The organism is Mobilibacterium timonense (assembly GCF_900155555.1).
In the GTDB taxonomy this organism is placed as follows: domain Bacteria; phylum Bacillota; class Clostridia; order Peptostreptococcales; family Anaerovoracaceae; genus Allobaileyella; species Allobaileyella timonense.
In genome coordinates this window covers 1-25,729 of sequence record NZ_FUHN01000004.1, presented here as the reverse complement: position 1 = coordinate 25,729, position 25,729 = coordinate 1, and the positions used below count along the sequence as shown (strand labels likewise).

Sequence of the window (25,729 nt, the reverse complement as noted above, 5' to 3'; positions counted from 1 at the left end):
TTCCTATAAATTGCAATTCCAACTTGAACACTAGCGTAAAATTAAGCACTTTGAACTTTGACAACTGAATACACTTGATCGAGAAATTCGTCGAAGAGCTCTTCTGGTGTAAAGTATCCAAGACGTTTTCGCGGCAAAGCGTTCATCTCATCGGCAAAACTCAGTATTTGATCTGCAGAATATTTGTCGATGGACACTCCTTTCGGAATGTATCTGCGAAAGAGACGGTTGTGTCGCTCGTTCTGACCTCTTTCCCAGGATGAGTACGGATGAGCAAAGTAGACGCCTACACCCCAATCCTTTAGTTCAGAGAGCCTTTCAAATTCAGGTCCGTTATCTGCGGTGATGGTCTTGAAGATCTCTGAAAAATGTGTGTCACCATATTCTTCTCTAAGGGTCTCCATTGCAGCCATTACCGAGTCAGAGTCTTTGCCGGGAATCTTTATAGCCAGATAGAAATCAGTGACTTTTTCAACCAGAGTGAGAACCACTGATTCCTTGCCAGCTCGTTTGCCCACTACTGTGTCTATTTCCCAATGACCGCACACGATGCGCATGGATGCTTCCTCTGGACGATCATCTATGCTCTTGCCGAGGACCTTCTTGTTCTTGCGAGTATGGGCCTTCTTCGACTTGCGGGAGAGAACTTCAGGCAAGTCGAATGGTGAGAGAGGCAGATTACCGGCCCACAGCTCACGGTATAGCGTCTTTGTGCAGACGATATACTCGCTTGGAAACAGCTTCTTACGTCTGGCGTACCCTACACAGCAATCCAATGACCAGTGCTTTTCTCGCACCTGCTTGACCATCCAATCGATAAAAGGATTTTCTTCTTCTAGTTTGTGCGGCTTGTGACAGCGGGTCCGGTTAGTTTCATAATTTGCCTGCCCCCTTTTAGCTGAATACTCAGGGAACCTCCCACGATTGCCTTTGCGCTTTCCTGTACCGCGGCGCAACTCATTGAGTACAGTGGATGCAGAACAGTTTACAACTTCGGCAGTTTTGCGTAGAGACATCCCCAACTTCTTGCAGGTCTTGATGCTGCATCTGTCTTCGAATCCGAGATGCTGTCCTCTTTCTCTTTCAGGTGTGGTAGAATTGTCACGATCCATGGTGATCTCCTTTGGTGATTTTGTGTGGTGACTTAATTCTACCAAAGATAGGTCCTGTGGATCTTCTTTTATTTAGTTTTAGTGTTCAACTTCATATTACAATTAACCCAAGAAAAATTCCGTGAAAATTTCAAAAAATCTCTCTAAAATGGCCTTTGTGTCCCGGATCTGGTACATATGGATGAGTATCATACAGGTGTAAACAAGATGAGAACAGGAAAGGAAACGGTGCCTGAAATGAAGATGACTTCGGCAAAGGCCAACAAGATGCTCCGCAATCTCAACGATGAGCATTCCAAAATAGTGAATATGGAAAAAAAGGAGAGCAGCTTTCTCGCGGTCATGGGCGAGGACCCGGAGACCGTCAGGCCTGCGTATGATTACGAGGCGGTCCAGTCCGAGCTGGAGGAAATAGAGGGTAAGGTGAGGACTCTGAAGCACGCCATATTCGACTTCAACATGAATACCGTCGTGCCAGAGTTCGGAATGACCATTGACGAGATGCTGATATACATCCCGCAGCTCTCCCGGCGGCTGAGCAGGCTGGAAACCCTCGCGATGATGATTCCTAAGGAGAGAGAGTGCAGCATAAGGTCGAACATAGTGGATTACCGGTACGCAAACTTCGACATCGAGAAGGCGTCCGCCGATTACTCCCATACCCGTGAACTCCTGTCAAAGGCCCAGATGGCTCTGGACAAGCTGAACAACTCTGTGGAGTTCGAAGTGGACCTGTAGAGCGGCCTGTAAGATGAATATTCCATAATTTATTTCCTCCAATCCCCCCCCCGGAGACGATTCGATAACAAAAATGCTCATGCAGATGTTCAGAGTAAGACGTTGTCGGTTGCTTTCTGGTTGTCAGTTGAGTGTAATGGTCCAAGGTTCGACACGGATCAGCTATATATTGAACGTCTCCGGGAAAAGCTTTTTTCGCCGCGGTTGAAGCAGGGTCACAAATCGCGGCAACTTCTTAAATCAAGCTTTTCGATCCGCTTTCAGTTGAGGAGTTTTAAAGCGCCATGGTATATTGTGGTGAACGCGTTCTCCAATAGTCGCTAAGACAGAAAGGAAATCTGCAATATGGAGATAAGCAAAATATATTTCGATATGGACAGTGTTCTGGCGGACTTCAAAAGGGGAGTCAGTGAGCTCTGCGGTATCGTTCCGCCCGAACAGTGCCCCGGGAGCAAAGCGGAAGATGACAGGATGTGGGAGGCCATCAGGGATTGCAACCACTTTTACGACCGGCTCGAATTCATGCCCGGTGCAGAAGAGATGTTCCGGGAGATATTCAGCAGGTATCCCGGCAGGTGCCAGATACTCACCGGAGTGCCGAAACCCCACAGGGGCATCGAGGGTGCAGGGGAGGACAAGACGAGCTGGGTCCGCAGGAAGCTTTCGCAGGACATCCCTGTGAACATCGTTCTCCGCGAGGAAAAGAAGAACTTCGTCACCGGCCCGGGATGCGTACTCATCGACGACCTGGAAAAGAATATCAGAGAATGGGAGGCGTGTGGCGGCACGGGCATACTGTACGTTTCGCCGGAGGAAACGCTGAAAAGACTAGCTGAGATAGAAGGATAGGAGAACAGGAGGACTGAAATGAGAAGGCCGAAATATAAATCAGAAGCCGATGCCAGAATCGCTTTGAGAAGGTCGGTGTCCAACCTGCACAGGCTGGCCAGGATGATAAATGGCCCTGGAGATTTTCAGGCATGCCTCGATTCGTTCTTGAAGCATGTAGAAGACATGCTGGAAAGCGCGAACTATCTCCACAGCAGACACTTTGTATCTCCTGATGGCAAGCTGCCGCTGCCGTGGATAAAACATCTCTTTGATGAGGGAGATGCGGTAAACGCTCCGGATGTTGTCAGGGCTGCCGCCAGAGGGATAGATAAAGGACTTAAGCAAGGTAGAAAAGGCGGCTTCGACCTGTGGGATTTGAAGCACTTTATCAAATTAGTAGATTCATTAGGAAAATGGCTCATCTCTGAACTAAAAAAGTTTAAAGACCCCGATTGGATATATTTGAGTGAAGGCCTGAATATTGTCAATAGCATAGTGGGTGATTTAGGAGACAAATATTTCGGGAGCTGGCTGAATACGAGGCGCTCTCGTGAAATAAGACATCCGCAGGAGGACCGCGAGATGTTCGACCATCCGGAGCGACAGTATTTCATATTGAACAGGCGGATAGACTACGACAGCATGTCGGAAGAAGAAATCGACGAATTCTACCGCCGGGATGGCCGCAACGGTTCGAAGAGCATGGCTCCCGCCTTCATTTTCAAGATACTCCAGGAGCGGACCAGCGATTCTCACCATCTCACGCAGCAGGAGATATCGGCCATCCTCGGAGACGAATACGAGGTCACGCTGGAGAGGAAGGCTCTGACGCGGAATCTCAGGACGCTGAGCGAGTCGGACCTTGGCATCAACGCCGATATATCATCCAGAACTGCGGAATATTGGTATTCCCCGGAAACAGAAGAGAGGGAAAGGAAACGCCTTGAAGAGTTAGGAGAGTAGGGAGAGATGAGCAAGGAGCTGAGAATATACAAAAAAGTGGACTCCCTGTTCGACGATATGCTTGAAAAATGCGTCGGCAGCAGGGTCCTCGATGGTTATCCGAAGGCGTATCCGGAGGATGATTTCGTGGAGGACCAGGTGGTCATCCTTACCGCAGAAGACGGAACGGAGATAGAGGTCTGCAGATGGCATGAGGCAGATATGCATCTTATCGACATTTCTGTAGAGAAGGAAAAATTCGACATGACCCACGATATCTCCTTTGAGGAGTACTGCGGGAATATGGGCATACACACCGAGAACATCTCGGTCAACGGTGTGAAGTACATGTACAACTACGCAGGAGAGACCCGCGGTAATTACAGGATGCAGTATTACCTGGATCTCGACGATTGATTTCGCCCTCTTGAAAAAATACCAAAAAAGAAAAGAAACCGCAGGGGAGCAGCTTCTTTTCGTAAAAAGGGTATTGGGACTAGAGATTATAGAGATTATCAGGGAGATAATCTCTATGAGTATTATAGCCAAGGCAAGGGTAAATTGCAACAAAATATAAAAATACATGATTACATATAACATCATGATGAGGACAAAACAATAAATAGATGAAGTTAAATATTAATCTTTATATGAATTTAAAAGCTTCACTTTACAGATGCCACGCTCCAATGGTGTATTGATCTACTGTTCTATCCAATGCTCACTTTTAAGGTATATATCTACTACACTTATAGGTAATTGAATTCGAATAACCGCTGTTTTTTAGTCTACCACGCACTTGCATCTTAACGCTACCAATAAAAAAGAACCGAACTCCTTGAGACTCAAGAAATTCGGCTGCTTTTCATCATGGAGGCGACACCCAGATTTGAACTGGGGATAAAGGTTTTGCAGACCTCTGCCTTACCACTTGGCTATGTCGCCATTGGCTAGGGTAGCAGGATTCGAACCTGCGCATGACGGAATCAGAATCCGTTGCCTTACCACTTGGCTATACCCCATCATCATATATTTATTTGTACCCCTTTAATTAATTGGGGTGGGTAGTGGGATTCGAACCCACGCATACAGGAACCACAACCCTGGGTCTTAACCGCTTGACGATACCCACCGCAATTGGCGACCGGGAACGGGCTCGAACCGTCGACCTCCAGCGTGACAGGCTGGCATTCTAACCAACTGAACTACCCGGCCATAAAATGGTGGGCGCTATAGGGCTCGAACCTATGACCCTCTGCTTGTAAGGCAGATGCTCTCCCAGCTGAGCTAAGCGCCCATATTGGTAGCGGCTGGTGGACTTGAACCACCGACCTTTCGGGTATGAACCGAACGCTCTAGCCAGCTAAGCTAAGCCGCCACGTGTTTTTGCCGTCATCAGGACTGCGAGGACTATTCTACCAACCCACGGCTAGCTTGTCAACACTTATTTTTTCTCTATTTTACCGACGCGTAACATAAACGACGTCTCATCCTTGAAATACTTGAATGGCGCCGGATAACAGGCCCATGGCCTGAAGGCATCTTATGTGTTATACTATACGTCGTGGGCAGAGCTCCACGATTTTTTATGTTACCTGAATATACTAACACATCCGGGAGGAATTTCAATATGACAGCACCAGATCCTGTAGCTTTTTCTATTGCAGGTCTCGACATCCGATGGTATGGGATCCTGATCTCAACGGGAGTCGTTCTCGCCATCATCATCAGTTACGTACGGGCGCCGAAGCATCAGATCGATCCTGAGAACGTGCTTGACGCTGCGATATGGCTTCTCCCGTTCGGGATAGTCGGTGCCAGAGCGTATTACGTCCTGTTCAGCTGGAATATGTACAAAAACGATCTCCCGGAGATCTTCAACATCAGAGCCGGTGGGCTCGCCATCCACGGCGGACTCATCTTCGGTATCCTGGGTGTATTCATCATGACCAGGATCAGGAAGGTGGATTTCCTTGCCCTCCTGGACCTGTTCGCACCGGCGGTGGCCCTTGCACAGTCCATAGGCAGATGGGGCAACTTTTTCAACAGCGAGGCTTACGGCACACCGACAAACCTTCCGTGGGCGATCGTGGTCTCTGGTCAGAAGGTACACCCGACTTTCCTCTATGAATCGATCTGGTGCCTGCTGCTGTTCATTTTCCTTCTGATCGTTGACAGACGCGGGTCCTTCAAGGGAGAGATCTTCTCACTTTACGGAATGCTCTATTCTTTTGAGAGGTTCTTCGTGGAGGCGCTTCGCACGGACAGCCTCTACATAGGTCCGTTCAGACAGGCTCAGGTCATCAGCGTGTGCATCTTCATCTTCTCGCTGATACTGTTCATAGTGTGCAGGTCCAGGGCCAGAAAAAGAGATCTCGACGGTGCGCAGGTCGTGGCTGCGGAGGCCGCTGGTGACATTGAGGAGGATCTGGAAGACCTGGAAAAGGAGGTAAAGGATCTGTCGGTGAGTGCGGCCGAAGATACGCTTGCTACTGCGGCGGTGTCTGACATCCAGGCGGCTCTGGATACACAGGGGTCATCTTCAGGAAAGCCGGATGGGGCGCCTAAGGAGATCGAGAAAAAAGCTGCTCCCGACGAAATGCCGGGCGAGTACGCGGACACCACGCTGGAGAACGAATACTTTTCCCAGGCTGCAGAGACGGCCAGTGAGATAGACGAGGCCTTCGGAGAGACCGCTCCTGAGTTCGAGACCGAGGTAATGGAGGAGATCGAGGAAGAGGACGCCGAAAAAGGTGACGGCAGGGATCCCGCTGAAGCATCAGACGAAAAGAAGAGCGACGACGATTATAACGTCGATACAGACTTTTACGCCAACGACTCCATTCAGATGCCGAGCATTGGTGGCCGCGGGCGTTCCAGCAGGCTCCACAGGTTCAGCGAGGAGCAGGAAGACGACGAAGACGAAGAATAATTGCAAAGGAGATCTTGATAAATGAAACTGGGAATAATCGGCCTTCCAAACGTGGGAAAAAGCACACTGTTCAACGCCATAACGAAGGCTGGCGCCGAGTCGGCGAACTATCCTTTTTGCACCATTGAGCCAAACATCGGAGTGGTGAACGTGCCGGACAAGCGGCTCCAGGTGCTCCACGATATCTATAACTCGAAGAAGACGATATACACCACCATCGAATTCTGCGATATCGCCGGACTGGTGAAAGGCGCATCCAAGGGTGAGGGCCTGGGAAACAAGTTCCTGGGGCACATTCGTGAGACTTCTGCCATAATCCACGTGGTGCGCTGCTTCGAAGACGAGAACATCGTCCACGTGAACGGCCACATCGACCCGATCGATGACATCGAGACCATCAACATGGAGCTGATCTTTGCAGACCTGGAGGTCATCGAAAGGGCGATTGGAAAGGTCACCAAGAGCATGAAGGCCGACAAAAAGCAGGGCGTTAACCTGAAGACTCTCGAGTCCGCGAAGGCCTGGCTGGAAGACGGCAAGCCTCTGCGCACGCTGGACCTTGACGAGGAGCAGCAGGAGTTCATGAAAGGGTACGATTTCCTGACATCGAAGCCAATCATCTATGCTGCGAACATCTCCGAGGACGATATCCAGAGCGACGACAACAAGTACGTCAATGCTGTAAAGGAATATGCGAAGGCCGAAGGAGCGGAGTGTGTGCAGATCTGTGCCGAGATCGAAGCCGAGATGGCCGAGCTGGACGACGAGGACCGCCAGTCTTTCCTGGAGGACATGGGCATAGAAGAATCAGGCCTGGATAAGCTGATCAAGGCTTCTTATAGATTGCTCGATCTGATCTCCTTTATCACCGCTGGTGAGCCTGAGGTCAGAGCGTGGACTATCAAGGAAGGAACGAAGGCCCCTCAGGCCGCTGGTAAGATACACACGGACTTTGAAAGGGGATTCATCAGGGCCGAGACCATCTCCTACGATGACCTGATCTCCGTGGACGGGTCGCTGGCGAAGGCCAGAGAAAAGGGCCTGATCCGCTCAGAGGGAAAGGACTACACAGTGAAGGATGGTGATGTCATTCACTTCCTCTTCAATGTGTAACGCGTTCGGGATATTGCCCAGAGCTTAGTGATATCAATATATCCGTTGAAAGTATTGAGCTTTAATGGGCTTTGCAAAATCGGAGCATTTCGAATATTTACGGCGATTTACGGCGCTTTTCTGAAAAGATTGCACCATGATCGCACCATGATTTCACCACAACTGATTGTTATTTCAAAAAGAATTTCACAGAAAGAGGACTCACAATCGTGAGCCCTTTTTTATTCTGTGTATCGTGTTTTTATATTTAATGAGATAACAAAATGCATTCAGATCCAGATGGTTTCAATCGACTGGCCATCCGGGCTGCCTATTTGATTTTCTATCGAAAACATGGAAAATGGAGGCAATAAGGCAAGGGACAGATGATCCTTGCTGTGCAGAATGTCAGTAGAAAGGAACGGCCATGGCTTTCGATCATTCTGATCATGTGACTTATCAATTCTTTCCCAGACACTGGGACGAGGATGACATCCGCCTTCGTTGCCAGGAGCTGGCGGAGGTACTGACGGCCGGGGAAAATGTTTCCGGTTTTATTGCAGAGGGTATCCCGGAGAATGACAGGGACGGGCTGAGAAATTATTTCAGCAGGCTATCCGGCCGGGACGTTTCGATCGTGTTCTTAAAGTTCCACGTCCTGAGCCGCGTCGGGGACACGGACGAATACAACGACCTGAGAGGCGTTCTGGAGCTGCGTTTCCGGGTCGAGGACGAGGAAAAGGAAAAGGTCACGGAGCACACGGTGATCCTCCAGTCGTCGAGGTGTGGGGACTCCTCCGGAATGAAGTGGAAGTTCTGCCGCATCCTGTGGAACGACAACGGAGTTGATGTGAGCCCTGTCGTGATACATCAGCTGGATGCACCATCTCCGGGAGAAGAGATCTGTGTCGTGACCACGGACGCAGGGGAGATACGTATGAGGCTTTTCCCGGAAAAGGCACCTCTCGCCGTGGTGAACTGGAAGGTGCTGGCCGCAGAGGGCTTCTACGACGGTATGCCTTTTTCCAGGGTGATACGAGGCTTCGTGATACAGGGCGGCGCCCTTGACGGCTCCGGCGACGAAGACATATCGAGCTTCGGCGGATACTTCCGGGACGAGGTGGAAAAGGGGCTTTATTGCTTCAACGGCGCTGTGGCGCTCGGGAACACCGGGCCGCACACCAACGGGAACCAGTTCTTCATCGTTGAGTGCCCGGAAGCGGATGAGGGCGTATTCCCCAAGGCGTCCCTGCCGGTGAACGTGGAAGAAACGTACCGGGAGGCGGGCGGACTGCCGGAGCTGGACGGGAGGTACACGGTATTCGGGCAGGTCTTCCAGGGAATGGACGTGGTGGAAAGGATCGCGTCGCAGCCGGTGGACGGCGATGACTATCCCCTTGGCGACCCCGTAAAAATACGCGGGATAGAATTTGAAATTTTTTGACTTTACCCCTTTCTAAATCCTACGAAAATGGTACAATATTATTAACATACATCGGTGTCAATCAATAGGATCGACATAATCGACAGAAAGGAAGTGGATCATGGAATTCAAGGATACAGTTCTGCTGGAGAAAAAGCAGATCGCTCACGACTCGTACAGCTTCAAGATGACGGTCCCGGAAGGGTACACATGGAAAGCCGGCCAGCACGTGCTCTGGAGGATCCCCGGTTACCAGGTGGACGAGGGAGACAAGGATACCCGCGTGTTTACCATAGCTTCGGCTCCCGAAGATGGATTCCTGATGTTCGCCACCAAGATAGGCGAGCTTCACACAAGCTTCAAGGAGATCCTGCTTAACAAGATCGAGCCGGGTGATGCCATACAGGTGGCGGCGCCTCTCGGAACCTTCGGATTCAGCCCGGAAAAGGACAAGTCTCTCATCATCGTTGGAGGCATCGGCATCACGCCTGTAAGGTCCATCATGCGCCACGAGCTCGATGCCCACAGGGACGGACACAAGATCCACATGCTGTTCTCGGAGGCGGGCGGCGATCATCCGTTTGGCGATTTCTTCCGCGAGGCCGACAAGCAGCTGGCAGACTACTCGGTGGAGTTCGTCACAGAGGTCGATGTTTTCACCGGAAAAGTGGCCGAGTACGCGAAGGCGAACGGGAACGAGGCAGAGTACCTGATCGCAGGTTCGCCGGGTATGAATGCCGCGTTTACGAAGCAGCTCCAGGAGCTCGGGATCGAGGATGCAAACATAGTGAAGGATGAGTTCTTCGGATACTGATGTGCATCGCTTGCATAGCAGTGGGGATCATAGGTCTGCGTGTCATCGGCGGCTAGAAATTGTCGACAAAAACAACAAATCAAAAAATTTTTATTAAATCGGTCAAGCGTTTATTTTTTAACGCCAAACGTCGGTGATCTCAGGCGTTTTCCTTATTTATAATCTCCATTGAAAGGCACGGAACTCAGGATCCATGCAGTGGAGCAGGAGGAAAAAACATGAATTCACCGTCGGAGATCGGAAAGCTTTACGTTAAGGTGGGAAAAGGTAAGATGGAACTTCCCGTGTCGAAGATGTTCGTTCTGGGAATTTTCGCAGGCGCGTACATAGCCTTCGGCGCCGTCTGCAGCCAGGCCATCGCCGTGAGCATACCGCTGCAGTCCGTCGCCAAGGCGGCGGGGGCGTTCGTTTTTCCCATAGGACTCATGATGGTCCTCGTTGCCGGAAGCGAGCTCTTTACGGGCAACTGCCTTCTGGTGATACCTGTCCTCGAGGGCGAGGGGACGATGTCAGGAATGTTGAAGAACTGGCTGTTCGTGTACATCGGCAACCTGGCGGGAGGCGTGCTGGTCGCTGCCGCGTGTACTTACGGCCACGTGTACAGCCTCTTCGATCAGCAGCTCGCCGCATCTGTGGTGACTACGGCTGCAGGAAAAGTGAGCCTCTCCTTCGGGGATGCTCTCATCAGGGGGATACTGTGCAACGTGCTTGTGTGCGTGGCGGTGTGGATCTCGTTTGCAGCTAAAGAGCTGGCGGGGAAGATACTGGGACTCATGCTTCCGGTAGCCGCCTTCGTGCTTTGCGGATTCGAGCACAGCGTGGCAAACATGTATTTCATATCCTCTGGGATCATGACGTCGTCTGTGTACGGAATAGAAGCGGACGGACTGACCTGGGGCAGCATGTTCGTAAACAACCTTATCCCGGTAACCCTGGGCAACATCATAGGCGGCTCTCTGATAGTCGGACTCGGCTACTGGTTCTGTTACATCAGGCCGTGTTCTCATTTCCGTGAAGCTGTTCCAGGCAATGAGGCTAAGCGTCGCGGGCATCATGGTACGGGAGAGCTTTCCGGAATGCAATAGAACCCGTAACGGTATCAATAGAGGTCAAAGAAAAAAGGTCCCGGCAGCAGATGCTGTTCCGGGATCTTTTTGAATAAGTGACATTATCACCTTTGCGCTTTGTGCGTGTTCCTGCCGTGACTGCCGCGGATCTTCAGGCGTCTGTCGTCGATCTCTCCGGCCTGTTTCAGTTTGTAGGAACGATAAGGGGATATCAGGGCGCCGATGCCCTTGTTGTACAGGATGAATCCGTACACTGAATAAAAGGCATGGGCATTCATCGACTTGAAGGTCCAGCCTCTCTCTTTTCCGCCGCAGGAAACAGGAGTACCGTCTTTCACCGCCTTTATCAGATCATTGTTCGACCTGATATCAGCGTCGATGTCTGTGTACCCCATCCCCACGTACTTGTGGTCGTGTGAATCCGAACCACCGAACATAGGTTTAACGTATTCGTAAGCCATGGAATTTGAGAGCCTGTTGGCCTCTACAGCCTCGCAGGCGTTGAATGCCTCGATGAAATCAAACTCGTTGATCAGGTTCCGGTTCTTTTTCATGGCATGAAAAAGCATGGCACTTGAGCTCCGCGTCCCGAAAGGGTGCGCGGGCCCCAGTATACCGCCGTACTCGTGTACCAGATCCACCAGAGACCTTACGGACATGCCCCGCAGGGTCAGAGCCTTGAGCTCGATCCCGTCAGGCATGATCACTATAAAGTGTCCGGCATCCCGGGTGTCGTATTCGATCCCCTTGAGCACCACAAATTCCGTCTCTCTGCTGAGAGGTGTTTTCTTCCAAACATTATATCCATCATAGGAGTCGTGGTCTGTGACCAGCATCCCGTCGTAGCCCTTGTCCTTAAGGATCTTCACATACTCTGTGATAGCTACCTTAGCGTCAATAGATCCATATTTCGTATGACAATGCATATCAAATCTCAAAGCTGCCGTCTCCTTTGCTGTCGTTCGTTTCTGCATGCGGTTTATCGTTTCAAACCAACTCTATTTATTGCTTCACGGGAATATTCTGTTTTGTATCAGTCCATGCTGTAGATAGACGCCAGATCCTTTTCAGGGTCTTCTGCCATCAGGGCCAGAACTCGCTCATACTCCTGGAATATCGCATCCTTGATCACCTCTCTGGTGCTGGATGACAGTGGGTGAGCGATGTCTCTGAACTCTCCTTTGCCAAGCTTCTTGCTCGGCATGGCTACAAAAAGACCATTTGAACCGTCGATCAATTTAATGTCATGTACTGCAAACTCTCCGTCGATGGTGATCGAAACGATGGCTTTCATTTTGTCATCGTCGCAGATCTTACGGACTCTGACATCTGTGATTTCCATTTTGTCAACCGCCTTTCACGAACATTATAATACTTCAATGCATTCTTTTTATGCGTTCCACATTGTATTCATAATACTTTTAGAATTAGGAATGCAATTGTGTTGATTGAACGATTTTATTAACTTAAGAATAGTACGATTTCAATTACAAATCAACACGAATAAAATAATAACTCTTTTCGCGTTTCATGAAAAAAAGTGCACTGCCTGTAAAGCCGGACTTATGCTTTACAGGCAGCGCACTTTTAAGTAACTCATGTTATGCAGTTGCTGACAGGGACCGGCTACTGCGGATCTTCCTCGTCATACCAGTTTTTCAGAGGGTTCGGACTTGCCTTGATCACCCGCTCTTCCTCATCTATGTCTTCAAGGTAGATTATCGGGAAATAGCTGCTTATCTTTTTCTTCTCAGGTTCCCGCGAAGCCATTGCTACTCCGGCGCCTTTTACATCGATATTGAACTCGGAGAGTATTTCGGTGAGACCTTTCAGACTGCCGCCACCTCTCATGAAGTCGTCTATTATTATGGCCGATGAACCGTTTTTCACAGCCCTCTTGGATATGGACATCTTCTGGATCCTCTCGTAGGAGCCGGAAAAATAGTTGATGCTCACCGTGGAGCCCTCGCTGTATTTTGGCTCTCTGCGGACTACCACCATGGGGATGTTCAGCATGAGAGATGTCATCTCGGCGAGCGGTATCCCCTTGGTCTCCACCGTGGCTATGTAATCGGCCTGCACATCCCTGAAGTGATGTGCGAATATCAAGGCCATGTCCCTTACGGTGTGACTGTCGAACATGATGTCTGAAGTGTACAGAAAACCTCCTCCCAGGATCCTTGTGGGATCGGAAAGCTTGCTGCAGAGGTCGTTCTGAAGGGCCTCTGCGTCTTCCAGTGATATTCCCGGACGGAGCTTGATGCCTCCGCCGACTCCTGGGATAGTCTCTATGTGTCCGCGCCCCATCTCCCTGGCTATCTCGTCTGCAACGCGGATATCCTCGCTGAGGCTGGACTTGGCAATGTCGAATTTGCTGCAGAAGTACTTGGATGGATATATTTTATTCGGGTTCATGGAAAGCTCGGTGAGGAGAGCAGCAACTCTTTTGTTCTTCTTCATGTTTTATCCTCCATTTTTTCCATTATATTATAGTAAAAGGCATGAAAGTCAATCGGCCCGTGCAAAATCCACTCTTCTTGTCAAGGTTTGTGAAATGGAATATAATGAGCCAGTATGATTTCAAATTGGAGGTGCAGATATTGATTGATATCTCGAAATATAAGAATATCCACTGCATCGGTATCGGCGGTATAGGGCTTTCCGCTGTTGCCGAGATTTTGAATAATGTCGGATGTACTGTTACCGGTTCCGACATGAAGCGGTCAGAGGTCACTGAGCACCTGGAAAGCCTGGGCATCAGGATCTCTTACGAACATAAGGCTGAGAACGTTGAAGGCGCCGATATCATCGTGTATTCAGTAGCGGTGGCCGACGACAATCCGGAGATCGTGAGGGCCAAGGAGCTGGGGATCCCTGAGGTCACCAGAGCCCAGATGCTTGGGGCGATAATGGAGAAGTACAGGCACAGCGTTGCGATCTGCGGCACTCACGGCAAGACCACCACGACTTCCATGATCTCCCTTATCCTCAGGAATGCAAAGTATGAGCCTACCATCCTGGTGGGAGGTAACGTTCCGGAGATAAAAGGGAACGTGGAGATAGGAAAGCACGAGTACTTCGTTACCGAGGCATGTGAATACATGGACAGCTTCCTCAATCTCAGACCGTCGCTTGGCGTACTGCTGAACATCGACTCAGATCACCTTGACTACTTCAAGGATATTGACCACATAAAGGCATCATTCAGACAGTTCGTGACTCAGATCCCTGAGGATGGCATGGTTGTCGCCTACGGAGAGAATCCTTTTGTAAAGGAAGTCCTCAAAGGCGTGAAGAACAAGATAACCTATGGATACTCAGAGGGAAATGACTACTATGCGGAGAACATCTCCTTTGATACCTTCGGGTTCCCTCAGTATGATATCTGCAGCAAGGGAAAGACGCTCTGCCACATCCACCTTGGAGTACCGGGAGAGCATAACGTACTGAATTCCATGGCCGCTTACGCCGCATGTCACTATCTCGGCGTTTCAGATGAAGTCATCTGCGAGACCCTCGTAAGTTTCCACGGGCCTCACAGAAGATTCGATTTTGTGGGTGTCACCGGCGACGGGGTGCAGATGATCGACGATTATGCTCACCATCCGACTGAGATAATGGCCACATTGAAGGCTGCGAGGAACGTAAAGCACGACAAGCTCTGGTGCGTTTTCCAGCCTCATACCTACACCAGGACAAAGGCGCTGTTCGATGAGTTTGTGGACGCGTTTAAGGATGTGGATACGCTGATCGTGACGGATATCTACGCTGCAAGAGAGAAGGACGTGTACGGTGTGTCTTCATACAAGCTGGTACAGGCCATGAAGGAGAAACATCCAGAGCGCGATGTCCACTACATCCAGGATTTTGAGGATATCGCAAAGTATCTCGAGAGACATGCGAAAAAGGATGATATAGTGATAACCATGGGTGCCGGCGACGTGTACAAGGTCGGCAGGATGATGCTCGGAAAGCAGTCCTGATAGCCGCAGAAGCAGCGCCCGACGAAAAAGCTTTTTCCCGGAAAGAACGGAGAAAGACTGGATGAAGACCGGAAAAACCGGAATTGGAGAGAAAATGGACATCGAGGAATACAGAAACAGAGAGAAGGCCAGGCTGGAGAGCAACAGAAAGAGGCTTGAAGACGACGGAGTGGAATTCGTGGACATCTATTCCGCATATATCGATGACACGGTGGTGATCGAGGCCGGAGCCCTGATCGGGCCGAATGTTACTCTGCAGGGGGACACCGTCATCCGCAGTGGTGCGCACATCGGGCAGTCTTCCGTGATCAGGAATTCTGAGATCGGTAAGGGTACTGATGTGGAGGCTTCTTATATATACGACAGCAAGGTGGGAGAGAACACACATGTAGGACCTTTCGCCTATATCAGACCGGGCAGCACCATAGGCGACGGCTGCAAGGTGGGAGACTTTGTGGAGGTCAAGAACTCCACGATGGGAGACGGAAGCAAGTCATCCCATCTCACGTATATCGGAGACGCCGACGTCGGGAGCAACGTCAACCTCGGATGCGGCGTGGTGTTCGTGAACTACGACGGATCCAGGAAGTACAGGAGCACGGTGGGAGACGATTCCTTCGTGGGGTGCAACTCAAACCTCATCGCACCTGTTCACCTTGGAAAAGGAGTGTACGTCGCCGCGGGCACTACGGTCACAGAGGATGTAGATGATGATTCGCTGTGTATCGGCCGTTCCAGACAGACCGTAAAAGAGGGATGGGTAAAGAAGAGAAAGATCCTCAAGAAGGATCTTAAAAAGGATTAAGATTTTGGTAGAACACCGGAGACGGGTTGTACATAGATCGTTTGAAATGAACTCAGGAGAAAAACAGGGGGAGTCATTTATATGGATAAGGACGTATTTGCAAACATGAAGCTTTTTGCCGGGAACGCCCATCCGGAGCTGGCAAAGGAGATCGCGGACATCATGGGAGTGGAGCTGGGCAAGGCGACAGTCAGCAAGTTCAGCGACGGCGAGATCTCGGTGAGCATCTGGGAATCAGTCAGAGGAAGAGACTGTTTCATCATTCAGCCAACCGGAGAGCCGGTAAATGACAATCTCATGGAGCTCCTCATCATGGCCGACGCCATGAAGCGTGCTTCTGCGGGAAGCGTTAACGCCGTCATTCCGTATTACGGATATGCCCGTCAGGACAGGAAGGCAAAGGCGAGAGATCCGATCACGTCCAAGCTTGTGGCAAACATGCTCACGGCAGCGGGAGTTCAGAGGGTCATCACCATGGATCTCCACGCGAATCAGATCCAGGGATACTTCGATATACCGGTGGACCATCTCCTGGGAATGCCTATCCTCAGCGATTACTTCAAGGAAAAGAACCTTGAGGACGTGGTAGTGGTCTCCCCGGATCACGGAAGCGTAACAAGAGCAAGAAATATGGCAAACAGGCTGAACTGTCCTATCGCCATCGTGGACAAGAGGAGGCCTGAGCCTAACAAGAGCGAGATCATGAACATCATCGGGGATATAGACGGAAAGAACTGTATCATCCTGGACGACATGATCGATACTGCGGGCACCATCACAAATGCCGCCAACGCCATCAAGGAGATGGGCGCAAAGGAGGTCTACGCATGTGCCACCCACGCGGTCCTCTCAGGACCGGCGATCGAAAGGATCCGGGACAGCGCCATCAAGGAGATGGTACTCCTGAACACCCTTCCTATTCCTGAGGAGAAGAAACTGGACAAGATGAAGTTCCTGTCAGTGGCTCCTATCTTCGCAGAGGTGCTCACGAGGGTATACACTCACGGCTCCATCAGCGACCTCTTCGACAAATAGTCACGGGGATACGGCAACAAAACACCAGAAGAAAACATTGGAGGCAGCGGGTCAGAAAATGGTCCGTTGCCTTTTGCAGGTTATGAGGTAAGCAAATATGTATATCATCGCGGGATTGGGAAATCCCGGCATCAAATATGAAAAAACGCGGCACAACATGGGGTTCCGTGTCATCGATGTCCTGGCGGACAGGCTTGGGATCGACGTGAGCAAAAACGAATTCAAGGCCCTTACGGGAAAGGGCATGGCTGGAGGCGAGAAAGTCCTTCTGGTCAAGCCCCAGACATTCATGAACCTCAGCGGCCAGTCCCTGCAGCAGGTCATGCATTTTTACAAGGAGGACCACGATCATCTGATGGTGGTCTACGACGACCTGGATATTCCGCTTGGAAGCATAAGACTCAGAAAATCCGGAGGTCCGGGTACTCATAACGGCATGAGATCGGTCGTTCAGGAGCTGGGCTACAGGGATTTCCCGAGGCTTCGGATCGGGATCGGGAGCCCCGACAAGGACATGGTGGATTTCGTCATAGGAAAGGTCCCTAAGGAAGAACAGGAATTGCTGCAGGAGGCCGCGAAGCTGGGTGCGGCCGCAGTGGAGGACTATATCACCCTTGGTATAGATCTCGCCATGAACCGCAATAACACCAGAAAAGAAAAGGCTTCGGCGGAGTAATATGAGGATCGAATTCAGCGGCACGACCGGAAGCAGGATAGCCTATTACGGATCAAGGCTGGCGGAGGAATACTCCAAGGCTGTGATCATCGTTTCCACGGAAAAAGTTGCACAGATAGTAGCATCGGATCTGGCGTATTTCCTGAAGGACGGCAGAAAAATCTGCACCATGCCGGAAGAGGATGACATAAGGATAGTATACGAAGTCAGGGATATGGACACCCTGACCAGGAGAATGAAGGCGCTGGACGCATTGACGGGTCCGGAGCCCGCCGTTGTGGTGGCGCCGGTGTCGGCGGCCATGCGGAAACTCGAGCGAAAGGAGCGTTTTCTCGCATCTGTCCAGTTTCTTGAAACGGGGCAGATATTGGAGCCTGAAGCCCTCAGGGAAGATCTCGTGCTCGCAGGATATTCTCCCGCTCCGGTCACCGAGAATCCTGGAGAGTTCAGCATCAGGGGCGGACTCATCGACGTATTCCCGCCGGGAGATCAGTATCCGGTGAGGATAGAGTTCTTCGATGACGAGATCGACTCGCTGAGGACCTTTGACCCTGAAACGCAGAGATCTGTGGAGAACCTCAACTCCATCCGCATATGTCCTGCTGCAGAGATAGTTCCATCAGAAGATGAAAGGATCGAGGCATGGTCCGCCATCAGGGACGAATACGACAGGCGCATCCTGGAGTGTCGGGAGCAGCACGCCGAGGAAGACGTCAAGGACGGCAGGATAGAGCGGCTCGAGGGCATAAAGGGGAGGATCCAGGAGATCTTCGAGTCCGGAACGAGCCCGAGAGTATTCGGCGATTACATGGATTATTTCCATGAGGGAGACAACTACCTCTGGGACTACCTGGATGACGGCATACTCATGGTGGCCGACCCGGAGCGCGTGGCGCAGACGATACCTGAATACCAGGATAAGGACGCGTTCCGCAGGATCTACGACAAGGATGACCTTGCGGTTTTTTCACCTTTTCCAATGGACCAGGGAAAAAGCACATCCATGGACGAGGTCGTTGCGCCTCAGGGACGGCAGGCGGCATCATACAACGGGCAGCTCGGGCTTTTCGTCAGCGATGTGAGGCACTGGCTCGACCACGGTTACCAGATAAGGATCGTTACGGAAAACAGCGACCGGTCACAGAGAATACGGGAATATCTCAACGATTCCGGGATCTACGGGAAGATACAGTACGATGTGGGCGATCTCAGCTCTGGCATGATCATTCAGGATGAGAAGCTCAGCATAATAACAGAGACGGATATTTTCCCTGATGTCAGGAAGCACAGGAAGAGGAAAAAGAAGAAAAACAGAAATTCCATAGATTTTTCCGATCTACATAAGGGAGACTACGTTGTACACGAGTCCCACGGCATCGGGCGATTCGAAGGTATCGTCACTCTGGACAAAGGCGGAGACGCCAGCGACTACCTCAAGATACACTACGCTGGGAGCGACGTCCTGTACATCCCTACGGAGCAGATGGACATAGTCCAGAAGTACATCGGAAACGAGGGCGAGGCACCGAAGCTTTCCAGGCTGTCCGGGGGAGACTGGAGAAATGCCCGGCAGAAGGCCAGGAGAGCGATCGAGGCCATTGCCGAAGACCTGGTGAAGCTCTACGCCCAGAGACAGGAGGCGGGAGGGTACCCGTTCTCCAAGGACACGGTGTGGCAGGCGGAGTTCGAGGACGAATTCCCGTACGAGGAGACCGACGATCAGCTCCAGGCGATCCACGAGATCAAGGAGGACATGGAAAAGCCTCTTCCGATGGACCGGCTGCTGTGCGGCGACGTTGGCTACGGCAAGACGGAGGTGGCGGCGAGAGCTATTTTCAAGTGCCTTGCTGACGGGAAACAGGCGGTGCTGCTGGCGCCGACCACACTGCTGGTGGATCAGCACTACCACAACATGAAGGAGCGATTCAGGAATTTCCCGTTCAACATCGAGATGCTTTCCCGTTTCAGGGACGAGGAGCAGCAGAAGAAGATCGTCGAAGGTCTGAAGAGAGGCACGATAGACTTTGTGGTGGGCACTCACAGGCTCCTTTCAAGCGACGTGAAATTCAAGGACCTGGGACTCCTCGTCATAGATGAAGAACAGCGCTTCGGGGTGAAGCACAAGGAGAAGATCAAGATGCTGCGGAAGAGCGTGGATGTACTGACGCTCTCTGCTACGCCAATACCGCGGACACTGAACATGTCTCTCACAGGCATCAAGGACATAAGCATAATCGAGGAACCGCCAGGAGACAGACTGCCGGTACAGACCTTCGTGACACCATATGACGAGGAGCTTATATCCGGTGTGATAAAGAGAGAACTGGCCCGCGGCGGTCAGGCGTACGTAATCTCCAACAGGGTGCGCGGCATCCGGGATATAGCGGAGAACATACAGGAACTGGTGCCTGAGGCGAAGGTGGCCGTGGGACATGGCCAGATGGGCGAAAAGACGCTCGAAAATATAATGATCGATTTCACTCAGGGGAACAGCAACGTCCTTGTTGCCACTACCATCATCGAGAACGGGATCGACATACCTAACGCCAACACCATAATCATACTCAATGCGGATAAATTCGGGCTGTCCCAGCTCTATCAGCTCAGAGGTCGGGTGGGCAGGTCCAGCAGGCTGGCCTATGCGTACCTGATGTACGACCCGCAGAGACAGCTGACGGAGATCGCGGAAAAAAGGCTTAGCACGATTCGTGAGTTCACGGAGTTCGGTGCCGGTTTCAAGATCTCCATGAGGGACCTGGAACTCCGCGGTGCCGGGAATGTGCTCGGAGAGGCCCAGCACGGTCACATTGCAGGAATAGGGTACGAGCTCTACTGCAAGGAGATAGACCGGGCTGTGAGAAGGCTCAAGGGAGAGACCGTAACGGAGACGAGAGCGGATATCTCCATAAACCTGGACGTTCCGGCCAGGATACCGGATTCCTATATCTCCGATGAGACACTGAAACTCCAGGCGTACAAGAAGATCGCCCAGATCTGGACGAGGGAAGACGGAGAAGACGTGATAAACGAACTCATCGACAGGTTTGGCGACATTCCTGATCCTGTGATGAACCTTATCAAGGTGGCCGAGATCAGGAGCGCCGCAGAGAAGATAGGTGTGGAAGAGATCAACGTATCAGGCAGGAAGGTCCACATCACATTCGGCGGTGAAAACAACATGAACGCCTATGTACTGGTCATGGCGAAACAGGAGTTCGGAGAGAGGCTTGCCATAAGGAGCGGTGAAAATCCGGAACTGGATTACTTCGCCGAACCGGATCAGACGGCTGCAGATGAGGTTCTGAAGCTTATGGAGACCCTTGACGAGAAGATAGAAGAATCAAAGGCGGTGGGCGCGTGACATACATTGTGGATGCGTTCCTTGAGGTTTATAATGCCACTGAGATAATGCCGTTGCTGCTAAATGATATGAACATGGTCAGGAGGAAAGAATGCTCTTCGAACATATAGGAATTCTCGACGAAAATTTCGATTATCGGCCGGACAAATTCGTCCTCACCTTTGGTGACAGGATAGTATACATAGGAGACAAGAGGCCAGAGGGAAAAAGCTACGAGGGCAATCTCGGGCCTGTATACAACGGCAAGGGCAAGCTGCTGATGCCGGGATTTTACAATGCCCACGGACATTCTCCAATGTCCCTCGTCAGGGGCTATGGAGAGGGACTGGAGCTGGGACGCTGGCTAAACGAGAGGATATTCCCGTTTGAAGCGCAGCTCGACGGAGAGGCTGTGTACTGGGGCACTCTCCTGAGCATGGCAGAATCCCTGAGGTTCGGCATCGTTTCAACCACCGATATGTACATGTGGGTGGACTACATGGTGAGGGCATACATGGACAGCCGCACTAAGGCCAACGTGTGCAGATCCGTCACCAACTTCGCTCACGAGGATCCTGAGCAGCTTGGCTTTTACAAAGATATGATCGACGTTATCAGGATGTACGACGGGTTCGGCGAGGGGAGGATCAAGGCGGATGCCTCGATCCATGCAGAATACTCGAATGATGACGCCACTGCCAGGCTTGTGGCGGAAGCCGCGAGAAAATACGACGTGAACATGCATGTCCACGTAGCCGAAACGCTTTCTGAAACGGAGGGATGCAAGGAGCGCCATGACGGCATGACGCCTGTTGAGTACCTGGACGCCATGGGCATCTTCGATCAGAACACCACAGCCGCCCACTGCGTGTGGCTCACGGACGATGACAGAAAGATCTTAAGAGATAGAAATGTGACAGTGGCCAGCAATCCCGTCAGCAACCTCAAGCTGGCAAGTGGGATCTGCAACGTGCCTGCGCTTTACGACGCCGGCGTGAACGTTGCGATAGGCACCGACGGGCCTTCCAGCAACAACAGCCTGAACTTTTTCGAGGAGATGAAGACTTTTGCTCTCCTGGGAAAAGTAAAGAGCGGCAATGCGTCGGCAATGGACCCGAAAAAGGTGCTCTACAGTGCGACGAGAGCGGGGGCTGTCGCCCAGGGAAGGGAACACTGCGGACTCATCAAGGAAGGGTGGCATGCGGATCTGATAGTTGTGGATCTGGATGTCCCTAACATGCAGCCGATAGAAGATGTTCCAACGGCTCTGGTGTTCTCGGCCGATGGCAAAGACGTGGTTCTGACCATGGTTGACGGCAGAGTGCTGTATCAGGATGGAAAATATGACACCATCGATGTGGAGAAGGCCATGCATATGGCAAAAGAATCACGTGAAAGGGTCAGAGCAAGGGTATAACAGGACCGGATATTCGATAATATTTCCGACTGGACGGAGGCTCAAAACGGCCGAAATCGTTGAAAAATAAGAGAAAAATTGATGTTTGCTGTTGACACCCTCAAGGGGCGTTCGTATAATAATGAAAGTTGAAACCCATTAAGGAGGATAGTTATGAACAAGGCTGAGTTGGTAAGCAAGGTTGCAGATAAGACCGGATTCAAGAAAAAGGATGCAGAGGCAGCACTGGATGCAGTCCTGGGAACAATAGAAGAGTCACTGGTTGCAGGAGACAGCGTAAGACTTATCGGATTCGGAACATTTGAGACCAGATCCAGAAAGGCCAGAAAGGGCAGAAACCCTCAGAAGCCTGATACAGTGATCGATATTCCAGCGTCTAAGGCACCTGTTTTCAAGGCTGGTAAGTCTCTGAAGGATGCCGTAAACAAGTAGATCATTACAGCTTGTTAAGCAGGGCAGGCGGCCGAATGGTCGTCGGCCTTTTTTCGTGCAGGGAACTGGATGACCTGCGCAGATCGTGTGTTAAGCGGATGATGGTAAGAAAGCGAGGAATAATGAGGTTAGACAAGTATCTGAAAAATTCCAGAATAATAAAGAGAAGGACTGTTGCGAAGGAGGCATGCGAGGCAGGACGTATCCAGGTCAACGGCAAAGTCGCCAAGCCGGGTGTAGAGCTCAGAACAGGCGATGAGATAGTGATAACATTCGGAAACAGCACCATGAAGGTGAGGGTGGAAGAACTCATAGAGTCGCCGCGCAAAGAAGACGCAGAAAAGATGTACACGGTGATCCAGTAAGTGTCTCCTTGAGGCCTGCATCAGATATGCCGCTTCGTATAGTGGAAAGAAAACCCGCAATCTGCCGATCCCAGGCAGTAAGGCATACAAGACCCGATAAACTGGGGATTTCCACATGTTTATCCACAAAATACCCAATTCCCTTCGATTTACCACGACAAAACACGAAAAGTTTACGGACACAAAAGCCCTGTTTTCAGTTAACATCTGTTCATGAAACGCATCATGATGCCTGACAGGTGGGAGCAACTCTGTAAGAACATGGGGGGAATAGAATATGTATATAAATGAACATGATAGAAGTTCTCCGGGGAGAACAGAATACATATCCATCGTCACAAACAATTTCTGTTCAAGGATACATATCGGTGAGATAGCCATGGCGGAACAGGACGGAAGACAGCTTACGATCCTTCTCAATGACGGTTGCGAGTATTCGTGCTATGCAAGGCTTGCCGATATAAGAAAGATCCTTGAACATAACGGAATGTACAAGGTGATGGAGAGTATGTACATCAGTTTAGATGCAGTTGAAAAGATCGAGGATGGAGAAGTGGTGTTCACTTCAGGTGTTGCCTTGACCATAGGAAGAAACAACTTCATCAGGCTAAGACAGGCTTATAAGAAATATCTGAGGACTTTTCCTCCGTATTCACCGTTTATGGGAATGGAAAACGACATAGTTGCGGAGTTCCCTGGAATAGGATATGGAAAAGAAGATGGCATGTACTGCTGACGGCGATTCGGGAAGTATATGTGTAAATGTATACAAAAGAGGGCTTTACGCAGAACAAAAATTGTGCTATATTAGTTAGGCCGTTTTTAAGACGGCAAATTTATACGGCCACGGCTGCAAGGTTAAGCTCGAAAAAAGATTTGCAAAAATCAAAAAAAGAGCTTGACTGAAAGCAAATAAAGCCGTATAATGAACAAGCTGTCGCACGAAAGCGGCGCAGCACCTTGAAAACTAAATAGTACAAAGAATACCAGTCAAAGGAACTTGTAGCAATACGATTCCAAAGACAAATGTACATAGCAATCATGAGATGGTAAGTCAAGTGGTTCACGTACGATTCTTAAAACAATGATTTCGAAACGAGATCGAGCGCAAAGCGTCAGATCTGAAATCAGGATCGATTCAAACGGGATAGAGTCCCGATGAATACAACATAAAAAGAGTTTGATCCTGGCTCAGGATGAACGCTGGCGGCGTGCCTAATACATGCAAGTCGAGCGAGAAATGGATGAATGAAACTTCGGTAGATTTTGTTCATGGACAGCGGCGGACGGGTGAGTAACGCGTAGGCAACCTGCCTCACACAGAGGGATAGCCATTGGAAACGATGAATAATACCTCATGACGCCGGAACAACACATGTTGTATCGGCCAAAGATTTATCGGTGTGAGATGGGCCTGCGTCTGATTAACTAGTTGGTGAGGTAACGGCTCACCAAGGTGACGATCAGTAGCCGACCTGAGAGGGTGATCGGCCACATTGGAACTGAGACACGGTCCAAACTTCTACGGAAGGCAGCAGTAGGGAATCTTGCACAATGGGGGAAACCCTGATGCAGCAACGCCGCGTGAAGGAAGAAGGCTTTCGGGCTGTAAACTTCTGTTCTTGGGGACGAAGGAAGTGACGGTACCCAAGGAGAAAGCCCCGGCTAACTACGTGCCAGCAGCCGCGGTAATACGTAGGGGGCAAGCGTTATCCGGAATTATTGGGCGTAAAGAGTGCGTAGGTGGTTTTCTAAGCGTGAGGTCTAAGGCAGCGGCTTAACTGCTGTTCGCCTTGCGAACTGGAAGACTTGAGTGCAGGAGGGGAAAGCGGAATTCCTAGTGTAGCGGTGAAATGCGTAGATATTAGGAGGAACACCAGCGGCGAAGGCGGCTTTCTGGACTGCAACTGACACTGAGGCACGAAAGCGTGGGGAGCAAACAGGATTAGATACCCTGGTAGTCCACGCCGTAAACGATGAGCACTAGTTGTTGGGTCCGAATGGATTCAGTGACGCAGTTAACGCAATAAGTGCTCCGCCTGGGGAGTACGCACGCAAGTGTAAAACTCAAAGGAATTGACGGGGACCCGCACAAGCAGCGGAGCATGTGGTTTAATTCGAAGCAACGCGAAAAACCTTACCAGGACTTGACATCCTGCTGACAGGTCCTTAACCGGGCCCTTCTACGGACAGCAGAGACAGGTGGTGCATGGTTGTCGTCAGCTCGTGTCGTGAGATGTTGGGTTAAGTCCCGCAACGAGCGCAACCCTTGTTGTCAGTTACTAACATTAAGTTGAGGACTCTGGCGAGACTGCCGAGGTCAACTCGGAGGAAGATGGGGATGACGTCAAATCATCATGCCCCTTATGTTCTGGGCTACACACGTGCTACAATGGCCGGTACAGAGAGAAGCAAAACCGCGAGGCGGAGCAAATCACTAAAACCGGTCCCAGTTCGGACTGCAGGCTGAAACCCGCCTGCACGAAGATGGAGTTGCTAGTAATCGCGGATCAGCATGCCGCGGTGAATGCGTTCCCGGGTCTTGTACACACCGCCCGTCACACCATGGAAGTTGGGGGTGCCCAAAGTTGGACGATAAATAGTTTACCTAAGGCAAAACCAATGACTGGGGTGAAGTCGTAACAAGGTAGCCGTTCGAGAACGAGCGGCTGGATCACCTCCTTTCTAAGGAGACTGGAAAGTCTTTGTACTATTAGTTTATGGG

The 25,729-nt window shown here is 50.8% G+C and carries 22 protein-coding genes, 6 tRNA genes and 1 rRNA gene; 19 read left to right on the top strand and 10 right to left on the bottom strand.

The features are described from left to right. Nucleotides 1-41: 41 nt before the first annotated feature. The gene (locus BQ7382_RS00170; RefSeq protein WP_077389574.1) at nt 42-1,112 is read right to left on the bottom strand and encodes an IS30 family transposase; all 1,071 of its coding nucleotides are present in this window, start codon (nt 1,110-1,112) and stop codon (nt 42-44) included. Between the two features lie 177 nt (nt 1,113-1,289). Here BQ7382_RS00170 and BQ7382_RS00165 point away from each other — a divergent pair, with 177 nt between their 5' ends. The 4 genes from BQ7382_RS00165 (at nt 1,290) to BQ7382_RS00150 (ending at nt 4,040) form a co-directional block, all read left to right on the top strand. Next, a complete protein-coding gene (locus BQ7382_RS00165; RefSeq protein ID WP_077389570.1) occupies nt 1,290-1,850 on the top strand; it encodes a hypothetical protein in 561 nt (186 codons plus the stop codon). Nucleotides 1,851-2,195: 345 nt separating this feature from the next. Further along, nucleotides 2,196-2,699 carry a 5' nucleotidase, NT5C type gene (locus tag BQ7382_RS00160; protein ID WP_077389567.1) on the top strand — a complete coding sequence of 168 codons (504 nt, stop codon included), beginning with the start codon at nt 2,196-2,198 and terminating at the stop codon, nt 2,697-2,699. 18 nt (nt 2,700-2,717) lie between these two features. Beyond that, nucleotides 2,718-3,644, top strand: coding sequence for a hypothetical protein (locus tag BQ7382_RS00155; RefSeq protein WP_077389564.1), 927 nt, complete (start codon nt 2,718-2,720; stop codon nt 3,642-3,644). A gap of 6 nt (nt 3,645-3,650) precedes the next feature. After that, nucleotides 3,651-4,040 (top strand): hypothetical protein, encoded by a 390-nt coding sequence (locus BQ7382_RS00150; protein ID WP_077389561.1) that lies wholly within the window; start codon nt 3,651-3,653, stop codon nt 4,038-4,040. Nucleotides 4,041-4,494: 454 nt separating this feature from the next. On the opposite strand, the gene BQ7382_RS00145 is transcribed toward BQ7382_RS00150, so the two are convergent. From BQ7382_RS00145 to BQ7382_RS00120, 6 genes are all read right to left on the bottom strand, one after another. Continuing rightward, nucleotides 4,495-4,568 (bottom strand) — tRNA-Cys (locus BQ7382_RS00145). A gap of 2 nt (nt 4,569-4,570) precedes the next feature. Next, a tRNA-Gln gene (locus BQ7382_RS00140) sits at nt 4,571-4,645 on the bottom strand. Between the two features lie 34 nt (nt 4,646-4,679). After that, nucleotides 4,680-4,755: transfer RNA gene (locus tag BQ7382_RS00135), tRNA-His, on the bottom strand. A 6-nt stretch (nt 4,756-4,761) separates the two neighbouring features. Further along, nucleotides 4,762-4,838, bottom strand: a tRNA-Asp gene (locus BQ7382_RS00130). A 6-nt stretch (nt 4,839-4,844) separates the two neighbouring features. Continuing rightward, a tRNA-Val gene (locus BQ7382_RS00125) sits at nt 4,845-4,920 on the bottom strand. A 4-nt stretch (nt 4,921-4,924) separates the two neighbouring features. Beyond that, a tRNA-Met gene (locus BQ7382_RS00120) sits at nt 4,925-5,001 on the bottom strand. Between the two features lie 252 nt (nt 5,002-5,253). On the opposite strand from BQ7382_RS00120, the gene lgt reads away from it, so the two are divergent. From lgt to BQ7382_RS00095, 5 genes are all read left to right on the top strand, one after another. Further along, the gene (gene lgt / locus BQ7382_RS00115; protein ID WP_077389558.1) at nt 5,254-6,555 is read left to right on the top strand and encodes a prolipoprotein diacylglyceryl transferase; all 1,302 of its coding nucleotides are present in this window, start codon (nt 5,254-5,256) and stop codon (nt 6,553-6,555) included. Between the two features lie 21 nt (nt 6,556-6,576). Beyond that, nucleotides 6,577-7,668: a redox-regulated ATPase YchF gene (gene ychF, locus BQ7382_RS00110; protein WP_077389555.1), complete on the top strand. Its 1,092-nt coding sequence runs from the start codon at nt 6,577-6,579 to the stop codon at nt 7,666-7,668. Nucleotides 7,669-8,074: 406 nt separating this feature from the next. After that, nucleotides 8,075-9,091 carry a peptidylprolyl isomerase gene (locus BQ7382_RS00105; RefSeq protein ID WP_077389552.1) on the top strand — a complete coding sequence of 339 codons (1,017 nt, stop codon included), beginning with the start codon at nt 8,075-8,077 and terminating at the stop codon, nt 9,089-9,091. A 100-nt stretch (nt 9,092-9,191) separates the two neighbouring features. Beyond that, complete coding sequence (locus tag BQ7382_RS00100; RefSeq protein ID WP_077389549.1) at nt 9,192-9,884, top strand: FAD-dependent oxidoreductase; 693 nt, start codon at nt 9,192-9,194, stop codon at nt 9,882-9,884. A 218-nt stretch (nt 9,885-10,102) separates the two neighbouring features. Beyond that, on the top strand, nt 10,103-10,969 hold the full coding sequence (locus tag BQ7382_RS00095) for a formate/nitrite transporter family protein (RefSeq protein WP_077389547.1): 867 nt from the start codon (nt 10,103-10,105) through the stop codon (nt 10,967-10,969). A gap of 86 nt (nt 10,970-11,055) precedes the next feature. Here the strand turns inward: BQ7382_RS00095 and BQ7382_RS00090 are convergent, their stop codons facing one another. The 3 genes from BQ7382_RS00090 to purR all read right to left on the bottom strand — a co-directional run bounded on the left by BQ7382_RS00090 (nt 11,056) and on the right by purR (nt 13,411). Beyond that, nucleotides 11,056-11,889, bottom strand: a complete 834-nt coding sequence (locus tag BQ7382_RS00090) for a PHP-associated domain-containing protein (protein WP_077389543.1) — start codon at nt 11,887-11,889, stop codon at nt 11,056-11,058. A gap of 95 nt (nt 11,890-11,984) precedes the next feature. Then, the gene (gene spoVG / locus BQ7382_RS00085; protein WP_077389540.1) at nt 11,985-12,293 is read right to left on the bottom strand and encodes a septation regulator SpoVG; all 309 of its coding nucleotides are present in this window, start codon (nt 12,291-12,293) and stop codon (nt 11,985-11,987) included. 284 nt (nt 12,294-12,577) lie between these two features. Beyond that, nucleotides 12,578-13,411, bottom strand: coding sequence for a pur operon repressor (gene purR, locus BQ7382_RS00080; RefSeq protein ID WP_077389537.1), 834 nt, complete (start codon nt 13,409-13,411; stop codon nt 12,578-12,580). Between the two features lie 140 nt (nt 13,412-13,551). Between purR and murC the strand changes: the two genes are divergently transcribed. From murC to BQ7382_RS00030, 10 genes are all read left to right on the top strand, one after another. After that, entirely contained in the window at nt 13,552-14,934 is a 1,383-nt protein-coding gene (gene murC, locus BQ7382_RS00075) for a UDP-N-acetylmuramate--L-alanine ligase (RefSeq protein WP_330618700.1), read from the top strand. Nucleotides 14,935-14,995: 61 nt separating this feature from the next. Further along, the gene (locus tag BQ7382_RS00070) at nt 14,996-15,739 is read left to right on the top strand and encodes a DapH/DapD/GlmU-related protein (protein WP_235847896.1); all 744 of its coding nucleotides are present in this window, start codon (nt 14,996-14,998) and stop codon (nt 15,737-15,739) included. A gap of 81 nt (nt 15,740-15,820) precedes the next feature. Then, nucleotides 15,821-16,774: a ribose-phosphate diphosphokinase gene (locus tag BQ7382_RS00065; protein ID WP_077389515.1), complete on the top strand. Its 954-nt coding sequence runs from the start codon at nt 15,821-15,823 to the stop codon at nt 16,772-16,774. A gap of 97 nt (nt 16,775-16,871) precedes the next feature. Further along, nucleotides 16,872-17,450, top strand: a complete 579-nt coding sequence (pth, locus tag BQ7382_RS00060) for an aminoacyl-tRNA hydrolase (RefSeq protein WP_077389513.1) — start codon at nt 16,872-16,874, stop codon at nt 17,448-17,450. A gap of 1 nt (nt 17,451) precedes the next feature. Further along, nucleotides 17,452-20,811: a transcription-repair coupling factor gene (gene mfd, locus BQ7382_RS00055; protein WP_077389510.1), complete on the top strand. Its 3,360-nt coding sequence runs from the start codon at nt 17,452-17,454 to the stop codon at nt 20,809-20,811. 91 nt (nt 20,812-20,902) lie between these two features. Beyond that, complete coding sequence (locus BQ7382_RS00050) at nt 20,903-22,207, top strand: amidohydrolase family protein (RefSeq protein ID WP_077389508.1); 1,305 nt, start codon at nt 20,903-20,905, stop codon at nt 22,205-22,207. A 153-nt stretch (nt 22,208-22,360) separates the two neighbouring features. Continuing rightward, on the top strand, nt 22,361-22,639 hold the full coding sequence (locus BQ7382_RS00045; RefSeq protein ID WP_077389506.1) for an HU family DNA-binding protein: 279 nt from the start codon (nt 22,361-22,363) through the stop codon (nt 22,637-22,639). Between the two features lie 122 nt (nt 22,640-22,761). Further along, nucleotides 22,762-23,004 carry an RNA-binding S4 domain-containing protein gene (locus BQ7382_RS00040; protein ID WP_077389864.1) on the top strand — a complete coding sequence of 81 codons (243 nt, stop codon included), beginning with the start codon at nt 22,762-22,764 and terminating at the stop codon, nt 23,002-23,004. A gap of 277 nt (nt 23,005-23,281) precedes the next feature. Further along, the gene (locus BQ7382_RS00035) at nt 23,282-23,740 is read left to right on the top strand and encodes a LytTR family transcriptional regulator DNA-binding domain-containing protein (RefSeq protein WP_077389504.1); all 459 of its coding nucleotides are present in this window, start codon (nt 23,282-23,284) and stop codon (nt 23,738-23,740) included. A 432-nt stretch (nt 23,741-24,172) separates the two neighbouring features. Beyond that, nucleotides 24,173-25,689, top strand: a 16S ribosomal RNA gene (locus BQ7382_RS00030). Nucleotides 25,690-25,729: the final 40 nt, after the last annotated feature.

What these genes read in the sequence shown, in the direction of transcription:
- BQ7382_RS00170 (WP_077389574.1), bottom strand. Translation starts at nt 1,112, where the DNA reads ATGGATCGTGACAATTCTACCACACCTGAAAGAGAAAGAGGACAGCAT.
- BQ7382_RS00095 (WP_077389547.1), top strand. Translation starts at nt 10,103, where the DNA reads ATGAATTCACCGTCGGAGATCGGAAAGCTTTACGTTAAGGTGGGAAAA.
- mfd (WP_077389510.1), top strand. Translation starts at nt 17,452, where the DNA reads ATGAGGATCGAATTCAGCGGCACGACCGGAAGCAGGATAGCCTATTAC.
- BQ7382_RS00160 (WP_077389567.1), top strand. Translation starts at nt 2,196, where the DNA reads ATGGAGATAAGCAAAATATATTTCGATATGGACAGTGTTCTGGCGGAC.
- BQ7382_RS00155 (WP_077389564.1), top strand. Translation starts at nt 2,718, where the DNA reads ATGAGAAGGCCGAAATATAAATCAGAAGCCGATGCCAGAATCGCTTTG.
- BQ7382_RS00045 (WP_077389506.1), top strand. Translation starts at nt 22,361, where the DNA reads ATGAACAAGGCTGAGTTGGTAAGCAAGGTTGCAGATAAGACCGGATTC.
- BQ7382_RS00035 (WP_077389504.1), top strand. Translation starts at nt 23,282, where the DNA reads ATGTATATAAATGAACATGATAGAAGTTCTCCGGGGAGAACAGAATAC.
- BQ7382_RS00105 (WP_077389552.1), top strand. Translation starts at nt 8,075, where the DNA reads ATGGCTTTCGATCATTCTGATCATGTGACTTATCAATTCTTTCCCAGA.
- BQ7382_RS00070 (WP_235847896.1), top strand. Translation starts at nt 14,996, where the DNA reads ATGAAGACCGGAAAAACCGGAATTGGAGAGAAAATGGACATCGAGGAA.
- BQ7382_RS00040 (WP_077389864.1), top strand. Translation starts at nt 22,762, where the DNA reads ATGAGGTTAGACAAGTATCTGAAAAATTCCAGAATAATAAAGAGAAGG.
- BQ7382_RS00100 (WP_077389549.1), top strand. Translation starts at nt 9,192, where the DNA reads ATGGAATTCAAGGATACAGTTCTGCTGGAGAAAAAGCAGATCGCTCAC.
- BQ7382_RS00165 (WP_077389570.1), top strand. Translation starts at nt 1,290, where the DNA reads ATGGATGAGTATCATACAGGTGTAAACAAGATGAGAACAGGAAAGGAA.
- BQ7382_RS00150 (WP_077389561.1), top strand. Translation starts at nt 3,651, where the DNA reads ATGAGCAAGGAGCTGAGAATATACAAAAAAGTGGACTCCCTGTTCGAC.
- purR (WP_077389537.1), bottom strand. Translation starts at nt 13,411, where the DNA reads ATGAAGAAGAACAAAAGAGTTGCTGCTCTCCTCACCGAGCTTTCCATG.
- ychF (WP_077389555.1), top strand. Translation starts at nt 6,577, where the DNA reads ATGAAACTGGGAATAATCGGCCTTCCAAACGTGGGAAAAAGCACACTG.
- pth (WP_077389513.1), top strand. Translation starts at nt 16,872, where the DNA reads ATGTATATCATCGCGGGATTGGGAAATCCCGGCATCAAATATGAAAAA.
- spoVG (WP_077389540.1), bottom strand. Translation starts at nt 12,293, where the DNA reads ATGGAAATCACAGATGTCAGAGTCCGTAAGATCTGCGACGATGACAAA.
- BQ7382_RS00050 (WP_077389508.1), top strand. Translation starts at nt 20,903, where the DNA reads ATGCTCTTCGAACATATAGGAATTCTCGACGAAAATTTCGATTATCGG.
- lgt (WP_077389558.1), top strand. Translation starts at nt 5,254, where the DNA reads ATGACAGCACCAGATCCTGTAGCTTTTTCTATTGCAGGTCTCGACATC.
- BQ7382_RS00065 (WP_077389515.1), top strand. Translation starts at nt 15,821, where the DNA reads ATGGATAAGGACGTATTTGCAAACATGAAGCTTTTTGCCGGGAACGCC.